Genomic DNA, 16553 nt, shown 5'->3' on the forward strand with positions numbered 1-16553 from the left:
TCGTTTTGGGCTGCCCTCCAGGGTATCCGGCCGCGCAAGCGATTCATCCCCGCCCGTCGCACCCGGCGGGCGGGGAGTTCCGGCACCTGTCTCAGGCTCGCAGCGCCTCCTCCAGCGCCCGGGCCGTCGCCGTCGCGTCCTGCGGGGGCAGTGGCGCCCCGGTGCCGCTGGTGACGTAGAAAGCGTCGACCGCGTTCGCGCCCAGCGTGCTGACATGCATGCTCCGTACCCGTACCGCCGCCTTCTCCAGGGCCGAGCCGATACGGAACAGCAGGCCAGGTGCGTCCTGGGCGCGGACCTCGATGACCGTGGCGTGGCGGGAGGCGGCCGGGGCGACGGTGACGCGCGGGGGCGGGGCGGCCCGGCCCCGGCGGCGGGGGTAGGCGGCGTCGCGTTCGGCGAGGCGGGTGGTGATGTCCAGGGTGCCGTCGAGGGCGCGGACGAGGTCGGCGCGGAGCCGGGTGGCCTGTGGGAGGGAGCCGTACTCGGCGGCGACCCGCCAGTCGAGCAGCAGGACGGAGCCGTCGTCGTCCACATCGTCGGGCAGACGGAGGGTGCGCAGACCGCCGGTGCGGACGGTGAGCCGGTGCAGGGCGAGGACTCCGGCGAGCGCGGGCAGGACGCCGGGCTGGTCGGGTACGGCGATGAGCAGTTCGACGCCGAGCGGCTCGCTCCCGCCGGAGGTGTCGTCGTGCGGTGCGGCGGGTTCGGCCTGGGCGCGCAGGGCGAGGACGGGGCCGCCGGTGCGGTGGGCCTCGATGGCGAGGCGTTCCTGTTCGGCGGTGGGGGCGGCGGGTTCGGGTTCGGTGCCGGGGTGCTCTCCGGCGAGCACGGCGGAGACCCGGCGGACGAGGTCGGCGACGAGGGAGCCGCGCCAGGCGGACCAGGCGGCGGGGCCGGTGGCGAGGGCGTCGGCCTCGGTGAGGGCGTGCAGCAGTTCCAGCGTGCTCTGGCTGCCGACGGCGTCGGCGACGGCCCGGAGGGTGGCGGGGTCGTCGAGGTCGCGGCGGGTGGCGGTGTCGACCAGCAGCAGGTGGTGCCGGACGAGGGCGGCCAGGACGGTGACGTCGGCGCGGTCGAAGCCGAGCCGGGCGGCGACGTCCTTGGCGATGATCTCACCGGCCACCGAGTGGTCGCCGGGCCAGCCCTTGCCGATGTCGTGCAGGAGGGCGGCGACGAGCAGCAGGTCGGGGCGGCTGACACGGCGGGTGAGGGCGGAGGCGCGGACTGCGGTCTCGATGAGGTGCCGGTCGACGGTCCAGAGGTGGACGGCGTTGCGCTGGGGGCGGCAGCGGACGCGTTCCCAGTCGGGCAGGAGGCGGCTGATCAGTCCCTCGGCCTCCAGTGCCTCCCATACGTCGACGGTGGGGCGGCCGGAGCCGAGCAGGGTGATCAGTTGTTCGCGGGCCTCGGCGGGCCAGGGGGTGGGCAGGGGGCGCGCGGTGGCGGCCATGCGCCGTACGGCGTGCGGGGAGAGCGGGAGGGCCGCCTGGGCGGCGGCGGCCGCGGCGCGCAGGGGCAGTACGGGGTCGCGTTCGGGACGGGCGGTGCGGGCGAGTACGGCCTCGCCGTCCTGTTCGACGACGCCTTCGGCGAGCGGGGTGCGTTCGGCGACGGGCTTTCCGCCACCGAGCATGGCGCGCAGCCGGGGCCGTACGGCGCGGGCGCGCAGGACGCGGCCGACCTCGCGCCAGGTGACGTCCCCGGCGTACGAGATCACGCGGGCGGCCTCGTAGACCTGGCGGAGCAGGGTGTCGGCGTCGAGGAGTCCGAGTTCGGCGGCGACCTGGTCCTGTTCCTGGAGGGCGAGGCGGTCGGTGGCGCGGCCGGTGAGGAGGTGGAGGGCGTCGCGGGCGTCGAGGAGGCGTCGGCGGGCGTCGGCGAGGCCCTCGCGGGGTGCGTCGGCGAGCCAGGAGGCGGCGACGGCGCGCAGGGCGGTGGCGTCGCGCAGCCCGCCCCGGGCCTCCTTGAGGTCGGGTTCGAGGAGGAAGCGCAGTTCGCCGTGGCGTTCGGCGCGTTCGGCGCAGAGTTCCTGGAGTTCGGGGAGGCGTCTGGGGGCCTGGTTGCGCCAGTCGGCGAGGATCGCGGTGCGCAGTCCGGCGGTGAGGCCGAGGTCGCCGGCGAGGTGGCGGGCGTCGAGCAGGCCGAGTTGGACCTTGAGGTCGTCGCCGGCGGTCTTGCGGGCTTCGGCGGGGGTGCGGACGGAGTGGTCGAGGCTGATGCCGAGGTCCCAGACGGGGTACCAGAGGCGGTCGGCGAGGGCGGCGACGGCCGCGGGGTCGGTGCCGTCGTGGAGGAGCAGCAGGTCGAGATCGCTGCGGGGGGAGAGTTCGCCGCGGCCGTAGCCGCCGACGGCGACGAGGGAGACGCCCTTGGCGGCCGGTGCGGCGGCGGTGAAGAGGCCGGTCAGCCAGTCGTCGGTGAGTCCGGCGAGGGCGGAACGGCGCGGCGGCCCGGACCGCGCCCCCTGGTTGAGGAGGTGCAGCCGGGCCGCCGCGTAGCCGCTGGGTCCCGTGTCGTCGGCTTCTTTGCGGTCATCCGTGCGCGTCACCCAGCGACTCCTGTTCTTTCTCTGTCTTTCCTCGTGTCAGAGCGCGTCCGGGCCGCGCTCGCCGGTGCGGACGCGGACGGCGGTCTCGACCGGCAGGGACCAGACCTTGCCGTCCCCGATCTTGCCGGTCCGGGCGGCCTTGACGATGACGTCGATCAACTGCTCGGCGTCCTCGTCCTCGGCGAGCACCTCGACGCGGATCTTGGGGACGAGGTCGACGGTGTACTCGGCGCCGCGGTAGACCTCGGTGTGCCCGCGCTGGCGGCCGTAGCCGCTGGCTTCGGTGACGGTGAGTCCGTGGACACCGAACGCCTGGAGGGCTTCCTTGATCTCGTCGAGCCGGTGCGGCTTGACGACCGCCGTGATGAGCCTCATGCGTCCACCTTCTTGTTCTTCGTGGCGGCCGACGCCTGCGCCGTGCCGCTGCCGACGACCCCGCCGCCGGCGCCGCTGAAGTCGTAGGCGGTCTCGGCGTGCTGGGACTGGTCGATGCCGGAGATCTCCTCGTCCTCGGGGACCCGCATGCCGATGGTCCTGTCGAGGAGGAAGGCGAGGACGGCGGAGGCCAGCAGGGAGTAGGCGAGGACGGCGAAGACGCCGGCGCACTGCTTCCAGAGCTGGTCGAAGGAGTGGTCGCCGTAGAAGACGCCGGCCGCGTCGGACTGGCCCTTGCCGGTGGCGAAGAAGCCGATGAGCAGGGAGCCGACGATGCCGCCGACCATGTGGACGCCGACGACGTCGAGGGAGTCGTCGTAGCCGAACCTGAACTTCAGGCCGACGGCGGCGGCGCAGGCGACACCGGCGATGGCGCCGACGGCGATCGCGCCGAGCGGGGAGACGGCGCCCCCGGACGGGGTGATGGCGACGAGTCCGGCGACGGCACCGGAGGCGGCGCCGAGGGTGGTGAACGCGCCGTGCCGGATCTTCTCGTAGGCGAGCCAGGCCAGCATGGCGGCGGCGGTGGCGACCTGGGTGTTGACGAACATCAGGGCGCCCACGCCGTCGTCGTTGCCCAGCCAGGAGCCGGCGTTGAAGCCGAACCAGCCGAACCACAGCAGTCCGGCGCCGAGCATGACGAGCGGCAGGCTGTGCGGGCGCATCGGGTCCTTCTTGAAGCCGACGCGCTTGCCGATGACCAGGATGACGCCGAGCGCTGCGGCACCGGCGTTGATGTGGACGGCGGTGCCGCCCGCGAAGTCGATGACGCCGAGCTTGAAGGCCCAGCCGTCGGAGGCCCAGACCCAGTGGGCGACCGGGATGTAGACGACCGTGGCCCACAGGGCGACGAACAGGGCCCAGGCCGAGAACTTCACCCGGTCGGCGAGGGCTCCGCTGATGAGTGCGGGGGTGATGATGGCGAACATCATCTGGAAGACCATGAAGACGAACACCGGGATGGTGTAGTCCGGCCAGAGTTCCGTCAGCCCGATGTCGCTCAGTCCGAGCCAGTCGGCGTTCCATCCGATGAAGGCGGACCCCGAGCCGAAGGCCAGGGAGAAGCCGTAGAGCACCCAGAGGATGGTGACGATACCGATGCTGATGAAGCTCATCATCAGCATGTTGAGGGTGCTCTTGACGCGGACCATGCCTCCGTAGAAGAAGGCCAGACCCGGCGTCATGAGCAGCACCAGGGCGGAACAGATCAGCATGAAGCCTGTGTTCGCGGAGGACAGTTTCGGTGCCTCCGCGGCAAGCGTGATGGCTGCTGCCATCGGCGTCTCCTCATCGGTTGTACGGCCCCGTGCGGGCGGTGCCTGGGCGGTCCGGTCAAGTGAGGGGTGGGCCGGTTATGCGCCATGAGACTGACGCAGCGCGGTTTCGACGGGGGCCCCTGGCTGTTTCGCGGGGGTGACGAAGGCACCTGGCGTGTTACGCGTCCATGAACTGCCCGCTGCCGGGCACGCCGATCGTTATCGTGGCGCAACCGGCGCCGGGACAGCCGCAGCGACAGGCGGGTGGGGGCATACGTGAACCGGCCGCGTCCGGCCTCTCGATGACCTGGCATGGGGGAGCCGAGTCGGGCAGTTCGGGAGGACCGGCCGCGGCCGGGGCATGTGGGTCGCGCGGGCGGGTCAGCCCGCCTCGGCGCTCTCCGGCAGGTCGACGGCGAGCTGCTCGGTGAGGTCGATGACGACGGAGAGGTCCCCGAAGTCCCGGACCGCCGTGCCGACCGTCTTGCGGATACGGGTGTTCACGCGCTCCGAGCGGACCTTGCGGGCGGTCTCCATGGCGCTGGAGGCGTAGGCGCTGCCCCGCTCGGGTTCGCGCTGGAGGAGATGCACGGTGGCCATGCCGATCAGGTTGAGCGCGTAGGACCGCTGGTGTTCGCCGTCCTTGGCGAACAGTTCCACGGCGCGCTCCATCAGCGGCTCGGCGAGCGAGGCGTAGGTGGGGCTGCGGCCGGCGACGTAGGCGAGGTCGCGGAAGGAGTGGGAGTTCTCGCCGTGCAGCTCGGCCTCGGAGAAGAAGCGGATCCAGTCGGGGTCCGGCTCGTCCCAGTCGTCGGCGTCGGCGAAGGTGTCCTCGGCCATGCGGACGGCGCGCTTGCACTTGCCGGGCTGGCCCATGTTGGCGTAGGCGCGGGCCTCCATCGCATACAGCATGGACTGGGTGCGCGGACTGGCGCAGTCCCGGCTGCCGTACTGCGCGAGATGGATGAGTTCGAGGGCGTCGTCGGGGCGGCCGAGGTGGATCATCTGGCGGCTCATGCTGGAGAGCACGTAGGAGCCGAGCGGCTTGTCCCCGGCTTCCTTGGCCGCGTGCAGGGCGAGGACGAAGTACTTCTGCGCGGTGGGCTGGAGCCCCACGTCGTACGACATCCAGCCGGCCAGTTCGGCGAGTTCGGCGGCAACCTTGAAGAGCTTGCGGGTGGTGGCCTCGGGCTGGGGTTCCTGGAGGAGGTCGGTGACCTCGTGCAGTTGCCCGACGACCGCCTTGCGGCGCAGGCCGCCGCCGCACTGGGCGTCCCACTGCCGGAACATCTTGGTGGTGGACTCCAGCAGCTCCAGCTCGGGGCGGGAGAGCCGGCCGGGCCTGCGGGGCTCGTGGGCCGGGTCGGGCTCGGGCGGGGCCGACGCGGAGGGGGTGGGGACCAGCCAGCGCTGCATGGGCTCGATGAGCGCGGGGCCCGCCGAGAGGCCGAGGGAGGTGCCGAGGAAGCCACGCCGGGCGAGCATCAGGTCGCTGCGCGAGAACTCGCTGAGCAGCGCGACGGTCTGCGGGCCGGTCCAGGGCAGGTCGACGCCGGACGCGGACGGTGACTGGCGGGCGACGCGCAGGCCGAGGTCCTCGATGGAGACGACGCAGCCGAACCGCTCGGAGAACAGCTCCGAGAGGATGCGCGGGATGGGTTCGCGCGGGTTCTCCCCGTCCAGCCAGCGGCGGACCCGCGAGGTGTCGGTGGAGATGTGGTTGGCGCCGAGCTGCCGGGCCCGGCGGTTCACCTGGCGGGCCAGCTCGCCCTTGGACCAGCCGCTGCGCACGAACCACGAACCGAGCAGGTCGTTGGGGCGCTTGTCAGCGTTCGTCCCGCCACCGCCGTTGCCGCCCACTGGAACGCCCCCATTCCTGAATCCACCTGTCGCCGAATGCGCCAAGCCCTATCAGAATGCCGGTGGACCGGGCCGCCCGTCCGGTGGTTCTCACCCTTCGAACGAGCTGACGGCTTGCCCCCGGCATACCCATGAGTGCATGTGCCCCCGGGACTCGCACACTCACAGTAATCCCACGATCACCCTTCCAGCCACGGCGATCCTTGAAACGCCACCATTCGCCACCCCTTCGAATGAACTCAGGTTGACCACCCCGCGATTCACTTGACACCGGGCGATCGGCAGTGGGCGGAAGGAAGCGCGTGGGGGCGCGCGACGTCCCGTACACCACCGTTCGTGCCACGATGCGCTGCCTTGTCCCGATAGGGGTGAGGGAAAGCGAGAGTCGAGGAGTCACGTTCCGCATCCCTCTCACTCCGTTTCGTAACCACCGGCGCGCTCGACCCGTTGGAGGGGGCATGGGTTTCACGATCGGCGGCATCCGGGAGATCCGCTCCGGCACGCGTCGGCGCGGCCGCACACCGGAATGCACCACGGCCGCCGAGTTCGCCGGGCTGTGGGGCTGGGACGTGGTGCCGGGTGCACGTGCCGCGGGCGGTGCCTGCTCGTGCGGGCGGGCCGGCTGCCCGGAGCCGGGCGCGCATCCGCTGGACTTCGCGCCCCAGGTCTCCGCGGGGGCCACGCTGGACGAGGCGAGCCGGGCGTGGGCCGAGGTGCCGGGCGCGTCGGTGATGCTGCCGGTCGGCCGGGCGTTCGACGTGATCGAGGTGGCGGAGGCCGCGGGGCGCCGGGCGCTGGTGCGGCTGGAGCGGATGGGGCTGCCTCTCGGCCCGGTCACCGCGACCCCGGAGGGCCGCGCGCACTTCCTCGTCGCCCCCGGCACCGCCGCCGAGCTGCCCCACCTGCTGTACCGCATGGGCTGGGACGACCCCTCCGCGCTGGACCTGCGCGGCCTCGGCCCGGGTACGCACATCACCGCCCCGCCCTCCGACCGGGGCGGCCTCGGTCCGGTGCGCTGGCTCAGGCCGCCGGTGCTGGACGGGGCGACGCGCCCGCCGGCGGCCCGGCTGCTGCTGGGCACGCTGGCCTATGTGGCGCACCGCTCCGCCGCCCCGGCGTAGCGGCCCCGGCCCCTCTCACGCCGAAGCGCCCGTCCCCCGTCTCTCGCGGGGGCGGGCGCTTCGGCGTGAGCGCGGGTGCGGTGACGGGGGTCAGTCACCGAGGAGCGCGTCGACGAACGCCTCCGGGTCGAACGGCGCCAGGTCGTCGGCGCCCTCACCGAGGCCGATGAGCTTGACCGGCACGCCCAGCTCGTTCTGCACGGCGATGACGATGCCGCCCTTGGCGGTGCCGTCGAGCTTGGTGAGCACGATGCCGGTGATGTCCACGACCTCGGAGAAGACGCGGGCCTGCACCAGGCCGTTCTGGCCGGTCGTGGCGTCGAGCACGAGCAGCACCTCGTCGAGCGGGGCGTGCTTCTCCACGACGCGCTTGACCTTGCCCAGCTCGTCCATGAGGCCGGTCTTGGTGTGCAGACGTCCGGCGGTGTCGATGAGCACCACGTCGACGCCCATCTCCTTGCCCTCCTTCACCGCGTCGAAGGCGACGGAGGCGGGGTCACCGGCCTCCGGGCCGCGCACGGTGTAGGCGCCGACGCGCTCGCCCCAGGTCTGGAGCTGGTCGGCGGCGGCGGCGCGGAAGGTGTCGGCGGCGCCGAGGACGACGGTGCGGCCGTCGGCGACCAGGACCCGGGCGAGCTTGCCGGTGGTGGTGGTCTTGCCGGTGCCGTTGACGCCGACGACCATCACGATGCCGGGCTTGCGGCTCTCGGGCTCGGTCTTGACCTCGCGGTCCATGTCGGTGCCGACGAGCTGGAGCAGCTCCTCGCGGAGCAGGCCGCGCAGTTCCTCGGGGGTGCGGGTGCCGAGCACCTTGACGCGCTCGCGCAGCCGGTCGACCAGTTGCTGGGTGGGCTGGACGCCGACGTCGGCGGTGAGGAGGGTGTCCTCGATCTCCTCCCAGGTCTCCTCGTCCAGGTGCTCGCGCGACAGCAGCGTGAGCAGGCCCTTGCCGAGGGCGTTCTGCGAGCGGGAGAGGCGGGAGCGCAGGCGGACGAGGCGTCCGGCGCTGGGCTCCGGGATCTCGATCTCGGGAGCCTTCTCGGCGGCGGGGGGCTCCTCGACGGTGGTGGGGGCGCCGCCACCCGGAAGGTCCACCTCCTCGATGGTCCGGCGTTGTTCGTCGCGCGGGGTCTCGGCCTCGTCACCGACGTGCGGTTCGGCCGGGGGCGCGGTCAGGTCTGGGGTCGACGGCGGGGGCGGCGGCAGCGGCTTCTTGAGCCTGCTGGTGATGAGGAGCCCGCCGAGCGCGCCGAGCACGACCACGGCGATGACTACAGCAAGGATGATGGTTTCCATAACCTGTCCAGTATCAGCCATGGGGTATCCGACGAAGAGGCTTCCGCGCGCCTGGCATTTCCTCCAGGAGACAAATGCCACAGGGGTAGTGGAGTCGGATTAAACTACGATGACTCTCGGCTCCGCTCCGCGTGTTGAGCCCGTCGTCCTCGTCCCCCACCGCTAGGACACTCCCCCTTCATGAGCAAGACGGCCGCGCGCGAGGGCGCGCTGGAGACCCGTGGCATCGAGCCGGTCCCCGATCACGAACGCACCGCGCGCACCCGCGGGCTCTTCCCCACCTGGGTGGGGGCCAACATCAGCGTGCTTCTGCTCACGATGGGCGCGAGCCTGGTCGTGACGTATCACCTGAACTTCTGGCAGGCGCTCGTCGTGGCGGCCGTCGCGCCGCTCGTCTCCTACGGCCTGGTCGGGCTGATCGGCATCGCGGGCAAGCGGGGTGCCGCGCCCGGCATGGCGCTGTCGCGGGCGGTCTTCGGTCAGCGCGGCAATCTGCTGCCCGGTTCGCTGATCTGGGTCGCGCGCTGGGGCTGGGAGACGATCAACGCCGTGACCGGCGCGTACGCGCTGCTCACCATCCTGGACCTCGCTCTCGGCATCAAGGCGAACGGCGTGCTGGACATGGTCACGCTGCTCCTCTTCGTGATCGCCACGTTCGTGATCTCCGGGCTCGGGATCGGCGCCGTGCAGAAGTGCAGCAAGTACGCGACGTACCTCTTCGGTGTCTTCTCGGTGCTGGTCCTGGGGTATCTGGCCGTGCACACCGACTGGTCGCGCGTGCTGCACGGGAGCGCGGGGTCGACGGCCTCGCTGATCACCGCCGTCGGCCTGATCGCCGCGGGTGGCGTGAGCTGGATCCCGTCCGCGCCGGACTTCACCCGCTATCTGCCGCGTACGGCCTCCTCCAAGGCGGTCGTCGGGCACACCATCGGCGGGGCGGGCATCGTCGTACTGCCGCTGGTCCTGATGGGTGCGGTGATGGCGGTGGCCACCCCCGATCTGGCCTCGGCGGCCGACCCGGTCTCCTTCCTCGGCAAGATCCTGCCGCTGTGGATCACGATCCCCTACCTGCTGATCGCCGTGGTCGGCATGCTGCTGATCAACTCGATGTCGATGTACTCGGCCGGCTTCACCGCGCAGACGCTCGGTTTCCGCATCCCGCGCCACTGGGCCGTCTCCGTCAACGCCGTGATCTCGCTGGCGCTGGGCGGTGTGCTGATGCTGGTGGCGTCGAGCTTCATGGGCTCCTTCATCGCCTTCCTGTCGATGCTCGCGGTGGCCTTCTCCGCCTGGACCGGCGTCTTCGGCGCGGACATGCTCCGCCGCAAGGAGTACGACGCCCGCGCCCTGGCCGACACCACCCGCACCAGTGCCTACTGGTACCGCGCCGGCTTCTCCCCCGCCGCCGTGGCCGCCTGGGCGATCGGCCTGGTCTCGGGCCTGCTCTTCACCACCTCGGACTGGTTCACCGGCCCCCTGGCGAAGAACAACGTCATCGGCGAGTACGGCCTGGGCTGGATCGCGGCGATCGTCATCTCCGCCGCCCTGTACCTGGCCCTCCCGAAGCCCCGCATCCCCTCGCCGACCCCGGCACCGGCCGAGGAGCAGACCTCCGCGACGGTCTGACCCCCACCGAAACCCGAAGGCCCCCTCCACGGAGGGGGCCTTCGGCGTACCGGGTCGGGGAATCGGCGGGGTCCGGCGCCGGGCGGGGGCCTCGCGGTGGCTCCGTCAGCGCCTGCGCTCCAGCGCCCGATGCGCGGGGTGGGCCTGGCTCGCCGGTCCGCGCAGGATGTCGGCCAGTAGCCGAGCCGGGGGTCGACTCCCGTGCGCGAGTCGGCATCTCGGCCTACCCGCCCGTGTGCGGCCCGTGGGCTGTCGGCCCGCCAGGGGCACGAGCCCTCCACCTGGCCGACGGGGCTTCCCCCTTCGGAGATGCCGGCGCACAGCCGACCGAGCCCTCCCCGACGGGACCCGACATCGGCCCGTGCCCCCGGCGTACCCGGTCCGACCGAGGGCAACGGCACCGCCCCCGGACACGACAACACCGCCCCCGCTCCAGGCAGTGGCCGGAGCGGGGGCGGTGGAGGTGCGAGGAGAGGGGCAGCGGGGACTTGGCCCTTCTCCTCGGGTCCAGGGGGGGGCGGTCAGCCCATCTCTTCCAGGGTCTTGCCCTTCGTCTCCTTGACGAACTTCAGGACGAAGGGGATGGAGAGCGCGGCGAAGACCGTGTAGATCACGTACGTGCCGGAGAGGTTCCACTCGGCCAGCGACGGGAAGCTCGCGGTGATGGCCCAGTTGGCGATCCACTGCGCGGAGGCGGCGACACCGAGGGCGGCGGCGCGGATCCGGTTCGGGAACATCTCGCCGAGGAAGACCCAGACCACCACGCCCCACGAGAGGGCGAAGAAGAGGACGAAGACGTGGGCGGCGACGAGGGCGACCCAGCCCTGCGTGGCGGGGAGCTTGCCGTCGACGAGGTTGTACGAGAACGCCCAGGCTTCCAGCGCGAGACCGATGACCATGCCGACGGAGCCGATGAGGGCCAGCGGCTTACGGCCGACGCGGTCCACGAAGATCATGGCGATCACGGTGCCGATGATGTTGATGATCGACGTCGTGAAGGAGTACAGGAAGGAGTCCGTCGGGTCGACACCGACCGACTGCCACAGCGTCGAGGAGTAGTAGAACGCGACGTTGATGCCGACGAACTGCTGGAAGACCGAGAGGCCGATACCGACCCAGACGATCGGCTTGAAGAAGAAGCTGCCGCCGAGCAGGTCCTTGAACGAGGACTTGTGCTCGCTCTTCATGGCGTGCTCGATCTCGTTCACACGCGCGTCGAGGTCGACACCGTTGCCCTCGACCTCGCCCAGGATCGTGCGGGCGCGCTCACGCTTGCCGACGGAGATCAGGAAGCGCGGGGACTCGGGGATGGCGAAGGAGAGCAGGCCGTAGAGGACGGCCGGGATGACCATGACGCCCAGCATGACCTGCCAGACCTCGAGACCCATCAGCTTGCCGCGCTGGTCGCCGCCGGCGGCGTTGAGCAGGCCCCAGTTGACGAGCTGCGAGACGGCGATGCCGATGACGATCGCGGCCTGCTGGAAGGAGCCGAGCCTGCCGCGGTACGCGGGCGGGGACACTTCGGCGATGTAGGCCGGGCCGATGACCGAGGCCATGCCGATGGCGAAACCGCCGATGATGCGCCAGAAGGCGAGGTCCCACAGCGCGAAGGGCAGCGCGGAACCGACGGCGCTGATGGTGAACAGCACGGCGGCGATCTGCATGCAGCGGATACGGCCGATCCGGTCGGCTATGCGGCCGGCGGTGGCGGCACCGATGGCGCAGCCGATCAGCGCGATGGCGATGACCTGGGCGAGGACGGCGGAGCCCACGTCGTAACGGTCACGGATGGCCTCGACGGCGCCGTTGATCACGGAGCTGTCGTAGCCGAACAGGAAGCCGCCCATCGCGGCCGCGGCCGCGATGAAGATGACGTGCCCGAGATGCTCGGGGTGAGCCGTCCCGGCTCCTGGCTGGGGTGCCTGCGCTGTGCTGGTCACGTGTAACTCCTCGGGCCACGGCAACGCTGCCGGGTGGGGGCGAGCCCTTCCAGGTTCCAGTGGCGCACAACTTGGCGCCACTTACACCTGAAGGTAAAAGCAACGTTGCAGAGACTATGCCTTCAAGTTTCGAAGTCAATACCCAGATGACTGTGACTTAAGAGATACGCGCACGCTCAAGTTGTTCAAGAAGTAAACGCACGCTTATTTGATCTTGAAAGCCCGGCTAGCGAAGCCGCTGCGAGATGACCTTCGACACACCGTCACCCTGCATCGAGACGCCGTACAGCGCGTCCGCGACCTCCATCGTGCGCTTCTGGTGGGTGATCACGATCAGCTGCGAGCTCTCCTGCAGCTCGCGCATGATCCCGATCAGCCGCTGGAGATTGGTGTCGTCCAGGGCCGCCTCGACCTCGTCCATGACGTAGAAGGGGCTGGGCCGGGCCTTGAAGATCGACACCAGCATGGCCACGGCCGTCAGCGACCGCTCGCCGCCGGACAGCAGGCTCAGCCGCTTCACCTTCTTCCCCGGCGGCCGCGCCTCCACGTCCACCCCGGTGGCCAGCATGTCGTCCGGGTCGGTCAGCACCAGCCGCCCCTCACCGCCGGGGAAGAGCCGGGCGAAGACGCCCTCGAACTCGCGGGCGGTGTCCCGGAACGCCTCGGCGAAGACCTGCTCGACGCGCTCATCGACCTCCTTCACCACCCTCAGCAGATCGGCCCGTGTCTTCTTCAGGTCCTCCAGTTGCTCACTGAGGAACTTGTGCCGCTCTTCCAGCGCCGCAAACTCCTCCAGCGCGAGCGGATTCACCTTGCCGAGCTGCTGGTAGGCCCGCTCCGCCGCCCTCAGCCGCTTCTCCTGCTCCGTGCGGTCGAAGGGACGGGGCTGGTGACGGGGGTGCCCGGGATCCTCCGGCAGCTCCTCGCCGTCCGCCGGGAGCGAGGGCGGCACCGGCTGGAGAGGGCCGTACTCGGCCACGAGACCCTCGGGCTCGACCCCGAGTTCGTCCAGCGCCCTGGCCTCCAACTGCTCGATCCGCAGCCGCTTCTCCGCGCCGAGCACCTCGCCCCGGTGCACCGAGTCCGTCAACTTGTCCAGCTCCGCCTTGAGTTCACGCCCCACGCCGCGCGCATCGGCCAACTCCCCCTCGCGGGCGGCCTTGGCGGCCTCGGCGGCGTCCCGCTCCCGCTGGGAGCGGCCGAGGGACACCTCGATGTGCGCCAGCAGTTGCCGGGCGCCCTCGGCGACCGCCGCGGCGACGGCCGCCTCGTGGCGCAGCCGGGCCCGCCGCCGCTCCGCACGCGCGCGTGCCTCGCGCTCCGCGCGGGCGGCCCGGTCCAGCGAGTCGGCCCGTCCGGCGAGCCCCTTGACCCGTTCCTCGTGCGTACGGACCTGGAGGCGGGCCTCCATCTCGGTCTGCCGCGCGTTGGCGCCGTCGGCGGAGAGCCGGTCGCGCACGGAGGTGTCGGGCTCCTCCTCGGCCGGCATCTCCTCGGCGGTGGCCAGCCGCTCGGCCAGTTCCTCCGCCTCGGCCACGGCCCGCTCCAGCGCCTCCTGGGCGCGGGCGGCGGCCGCGGCCGAACGCTCCGCCTCCCCGGCGGCGCCGCGCGCCTGCCCGGCGAGCCGGCCGAGCTGCTGGGCGACGGCCGACTTCTCCCGGTCGGCGGCCCGGCGCCGCTCCCCCACTTCCTCCACGAGCGCGGCGGCCCCGGCTCTGACCGCGGCCGCCGTCTCCTGCGCCCGCGCCAGCTCCTCGCACCGCACGGCCAGCTCCGCCAGCTCGGCGGCGGCCTCGTCCACGGAGGCCCGCACCTCCAGAAGGCTGGGCGCCCCGGCCGAACCGCCCTCCGCGAAGTGCGCCCCGAGCAGATCCCCGTCAGCGGTCACCGCGATCAGTCCGGGCCGCGCGTAGACGAGCGCCTCGGCCTCCTCCAGCGTGCCCACCACGACGATCCCCCGCAGCAGCCGCCGCACGGCGGGCATCAGCTCGGCGGGGCCCCGCACGAGATCGGCGGCGAACGGGTACTGGCTCACCGCCTCCACCCGGCCGTCCTCGTCCTGTCCCCCGGCGACCAGCAGCGCCGCCCGCCCCGCCTCCTCCTTGCGGAGGTGACGGATCGCTTCGGCCGCTGCCGCGGGGGTGGTGGCGGCCAGCGCGTTGGCCGCCGTGCCGAAGGCGGTGGCGAGGGCGGTCTCGTGGCCGGGGGTGACGGTGAGGAGTCCGGCGGCCGGGCCGAGGATGCCGGTGAGGCGGTGGCGGGCTTCGAGCAAAGTGCCGGTGCCGTCCTTGCGGCGCAGGCCCAGGGCGAGGGCGTCGTGGCGGGCGCGCAGGGCGGCGCGTTCGCGTTCGGCTCCGGTGACCGCGTCGCGGGCGGCGCCGAGCGCGTTCTCCGCCTCGGCGAGCCGCAGCTTGGCGCTCTCGTGCCGTTCGGTGAGGTCGGCGTCGTCCGCGTCGAGCCCGTCGACCTCGGCCTGGAGGACCTCGTACTCCTCCTGCGCGTGGACCGCGCGTTCCTGGGCCTCGTCGCGGCCGGCGGCCAGCCGGTCGATCTCGGCCTGGGCGGAGGCGGCGCGGGAGCGGGCGGCGCCCACCTTGCCCGACAGCCGGGCCAGGCCCTCGCGACGGTCGGCGATGGCCCGCGCGGCGTCCTTCAGGCGCCGTTCCTCGGCGGTGAGCGCGCGTTCGAGCTCGGCGCGATGGGCGACGGTGTCGTCGAGGGCGTGCCGGGCCGCCTCCAGGGCGGCTTCGAGCTCGGCCTCCTGCTCCCGGACCCGGGCGGCCTCGCGTTCCAGGTCCTCGGGGTCGCGGCCGCGCCGTTCCTCGGGGGGCGCGGAGGTGGCGCTGCGGACGCGGGCCTCGGCCAGCGAGACGGTGCCGCGCACCCGCTCGGCCAACTGGGACAGGTCGTGGAAGGTCTGCTGGGTGCGCCTCAGGCGTGGGGCGAGCCGGCGTACCTCGTCCTCCAGGTGGGCCTCGCGCTGGAGGGCCTGGCGCAGTCCGCGCTCGGCGGTGTCCTTGCGTTCCTTGAGGGCGGCCTCGTCGGCGATCTCGGCGCCGAGCGCCTCACGGAGCCGTACGAGGTCGTCGGCGAGGAGGCGGAGGCGGGCGTCGCGCAGGTCGGCCTGGATGACGGCGGCGCGACGGGCGACGGCGGCCTGGCGGCCGAGCGGCTTGAGCTGGCGGCGGAGTTCGTCGGTGAGGTCCTGCACGCGCGCGAGGTTGGCCTTCATCGCGTCGAGCTTCCGCAGCGCCTTCTCCTTGCGCTTGCGGTGCTTGAGGACGCCGGCCGCCTCCTCGATGAAGGCGCGGCGGCCCATGGGGTCGGCGTGCAGGACGGAGTCGAGCTGGCCCTGGCCGACGATGACGTGCATCTCGCGGCCGATGCCCGAGTCGGACAACAGCTCCTGGATGTCCAGCAGACGGCAGGTGTCGCCGTTGATCTGGTACTCGCTGCCGCCGTTGCGGAACATGGTCCGCGTGATGGTGACCTCGGCGTACTCGATGGGCAGCGCGCGGTCGGAGTTGTCGATGGTGAGGGACACCTCGGCGCGGCCCAGCGGGGGTCGGCCGGTGGTGCCGGCGAAGATGACGTCCTCCATCTTGCCGCCGCGCAGGGATTTGGCGCCCTGCTCGCCCATGACCCAACTGAGCGCGTCCACCACGTTGGACTTGCCGGAGCCGTTCGGGCCGACGACACAGGTGATGCCCGGCTCGAAGCGGAGCGTGGTCGCCGAGGCGAACGACTTGAAGCCGCGGAGGGTCAGGGCCTTGAGATGCACGCAGCCGGACTTTACCGGGCAGGTGGTATCTCACTCCACGAACACTCGCAACCCTGCGGTTTCGCCCATGTACACGAAGGGCACATCATTTGTTGAAGACGCTGAAAGGATGCGCGGGGGAAAGAACTGAGGGACGCCGAAGCGTCCCTGTGACTCGGACGGACGGGCTCCGCCGTCCGGGTCGGCTCGAAGCGATTACCACTGACGCGGTGGTTACGGGCGGGTCCGACCGCTGCGAATGCTGTCGTGGACGATGCAGTGATCAGGTGAGCGCAGGCTCCGCCTGGTGTGCGTCGATGCTCTCCATGATCCTGTCCTGAGAGGCGGCAGCCGTCAGCGCGTCGTTCTCCGACTGGATCCGGGTGAGCTCGGATTCCAGGTCCTGTACTCGCTGCTGCAGCCGTCGCATCTCGGCGAGGAGTCGCGGGTCGGAGCCGCCGACGTAACCGAGAAGCGCCTTTGCCATGATGGATGGTCCTCCACACTGAGTGACCGTGACCGATGCGGACAGGTCGTGAGGGATTCGCACCCGGCATGCCTGGCACACGCTGGTGTTGCACTGCCGTTCGTCATGCCAAACAGCCAAGATGCGCGGGGCTTTCAGCGTCTCACCAAAAAGTTTGACGGTCAACACGATCACACCCCGTATTGGGGGGCGAACCCGCGGCGCGCGGCCGGTCGACGGCG

10 protein-coding genes are annotated in these 16553 nt (G+C 71.7%); 2 read left to right on the top strand and 8 right to left on the bottom strand.

The window, feature by feature from the left end:
- Nucleotides 1–91: 91 nt before the first annotated feature.
- The 4 genes from HEK131_RS23635 to nsdA form a co-directional block, all read right to left on the bottom strand.
- On the bottom strand, nucleotides 92–2551 hold the full coding sequence (locus tag HEK131_RS23635; RefSeq protein WP_244336940.1) for a [protein-PII] uridylyltransferase: 2460 nt from the start codon (nucleotides 2549–2551) through the stop codon (nucleotides 92–94).
- A 36-nt stretch (nucleotides 2552–2587) separates the two neighbouring features.
- A complete protein-coding gene (locus HEK131_RS23640; RefSeq protein WP_161150361.1) occupies nucleotides 2588–2926 on the bottom strand; it encodes a P-II family nitrogen regulator in 339 nt (112 codons plus the stop codon).
- Nucleotides 2923–4263 (bottom strand): ammonium transporter, encoded by a 1341-nt coding sequence (locus HEK131_RS23645; RefSeq protein WP_244336941.1) that lies wholly within the window; start codon nucleotides 4261–4263, stop codon nucleotides 2923–2925. Before HEK131_RS23645 ends, HEK131_RS23640 begins: the two co-directional genes overlap by 4 nt.
- Nucleotides 4264–4623: 360 nt before the next feature.
- Nucleotides 4624–6102 carry a transcriptional repressor NsdA gene (nsdA, locus tag HEK131_RS23650; RefSeq protein ID WP_217464791.1) on the bottom strand — a complete coding sequence of 493 codons (1479 nt, stop codon included), beginning with the start codon at nucleotides 6100–6102 and terminating at the stop codon, nucleotides 4624–4626.
- Between the two features lie 458 nt (nucleotides 6103–6560).
- Here nsdA and HEK131_RS23655 point away from each other — a divergent pair, with 458 nt between their 5' ends.
- Complete coding sequence (locus HEK131_RS23655; RefSeq protein WP_244336942.1) at nucleotides 6561–7223, top strand: bifunctional DNA primase/polymerase; 663 nt, start codon at nucleotides 6561–6563, stop codon at nucleotides 7221–7223.
- Between the two features lie 90 nt (nucleotides 7224–7313).
- Here HEK131_RS23655 and ftsY read toward each other — a convergent pair whose 3' ends face one another.
- Nucleotides 7314–8519 carry a signal recognition particle-docking protein FtsY gene (ftsY, locus tag HEK131_RS23660; RefSeq protein ID WP_217464789.1) on the bottom strand — a complete coding sequence of 402 codons (1206 nt, stop codon included), beginning with the start codon at nucleotides 8517–8519 and terminating at the stop codon, nucleotides 7314–7316.
- A gap of 180 nt (nucleotides 8520–8699) precedes the next feature.
- On the opposite strand from ftsY, the gene HEK131_RS23665 reads away from it, so the two are divergent.
- Nucleotides 8700–10145, top strand: a complete 1446-nt coding sequence (locus HEK131_RS23665; protein ID WP_244336944.1) for a cytosine permease — start codon at nucleotides 8700–8702, stop codon at nucleotides 10143–10145.
- A 521-nt stretch (nucleotides 10146–10666) separates the two neighbouring features.
- On the opposite strand, the gene HEK131_RS23670 is transcribed toward HEK131_RS23665, so the two are convergent.
- From HEK131_RS23670 to HEK131_RS23680, 3 genes are all read right to left on the bottom strand, one after another.
- Entirely contained in the window at nucleotides 10667–12085 is a 1419-nt protein-coding gene (locus HEK131_RS23670) for a sugar porter family MFS transporter (protein WP_217464787.1), read from the bottom strand.
- A gap of 226 nt (nucleotides 12086–12311) precedes the next feature.
- Nucleotides 12312–15866: a chromosome segregation protein SMC gene (gene smc / locus HEK131_RS23675; protein WP_244336946.1), complete on the bottom strand. Its 3555-nt coding sequence runs from the start codon at nucleotides 15864–15866 to the stop codon at nucleotides 12312–12314.
- Nucleotides 15867–16128: 262 nt separating this feature from the next.
- On the bottom strand, nucleotides 16129–16332 hold the full coding sequence (locus HEK131_RS23680) for a hypothetical protein (protein ID WP_030808525.1): 204 nt from the start codon (nucleotides 16330–16332) through the stop codon (nucleotides 16129–16131).
- Nucleotides 16333–16553 lie beyond the last annotated feature (221 nt).

The sequence above is a fragment of the Streptomyces seoulensis genome, from assembly GCF_022846655.1.
GTDB lineage: Bacteria > Actinomycetota > Actinomycetes > Streptomycetales > Streptomycetaceae > Streptomyces.

Excerpts from the sequence above, each read along its gene's own strand:
- HEK131_RS23655 (WP_244336942.1), top strand. The coding sequence starts at position 6,561 with ATGGGTTTCACGATCGGCGGCATCCGGGAGATCCGCTCCGGCACGCGT.
- HEK131_RS23645 (WP_244336941.1), bottom strand. The coding sequence starts at position 4,263 with ATGGCAGCAGCCATCACGCTTGCCGCGGAGGCACCGAAACTGTCCTCC.
- HEK131_RS23680 (WP_030808525.1), bottom strand. The coding sequence starts at position 16,332 with ATGGCAAAGGCGCTTCTCGGTTACGTCGGCGGCTCCGACCCGCGACTC.
- HEK131_RS23665 (WP_244336944.1), top strand. The coding sequence starts at position 8,700 with ATGAGCAAGACGGCCGCGCGCGAGGGCGCGCTGGAGACCCGTGGCATC.
- ftsY (WP_217464789.1), bottom strand. The coding sequence starts at position 8,519 with ATGGAAACCATCATCCTTGCTGTAGTCATCGCCGTGGTCGTGCTCGGC.
- HEK131_RS23640 (WP_161150361.1), bottom strand. The coding sequence starts at position 2,926 with ATGAGGCTCATCACGGCGGTCGTCAAGCCGCACCGGCTCGACGAGATC.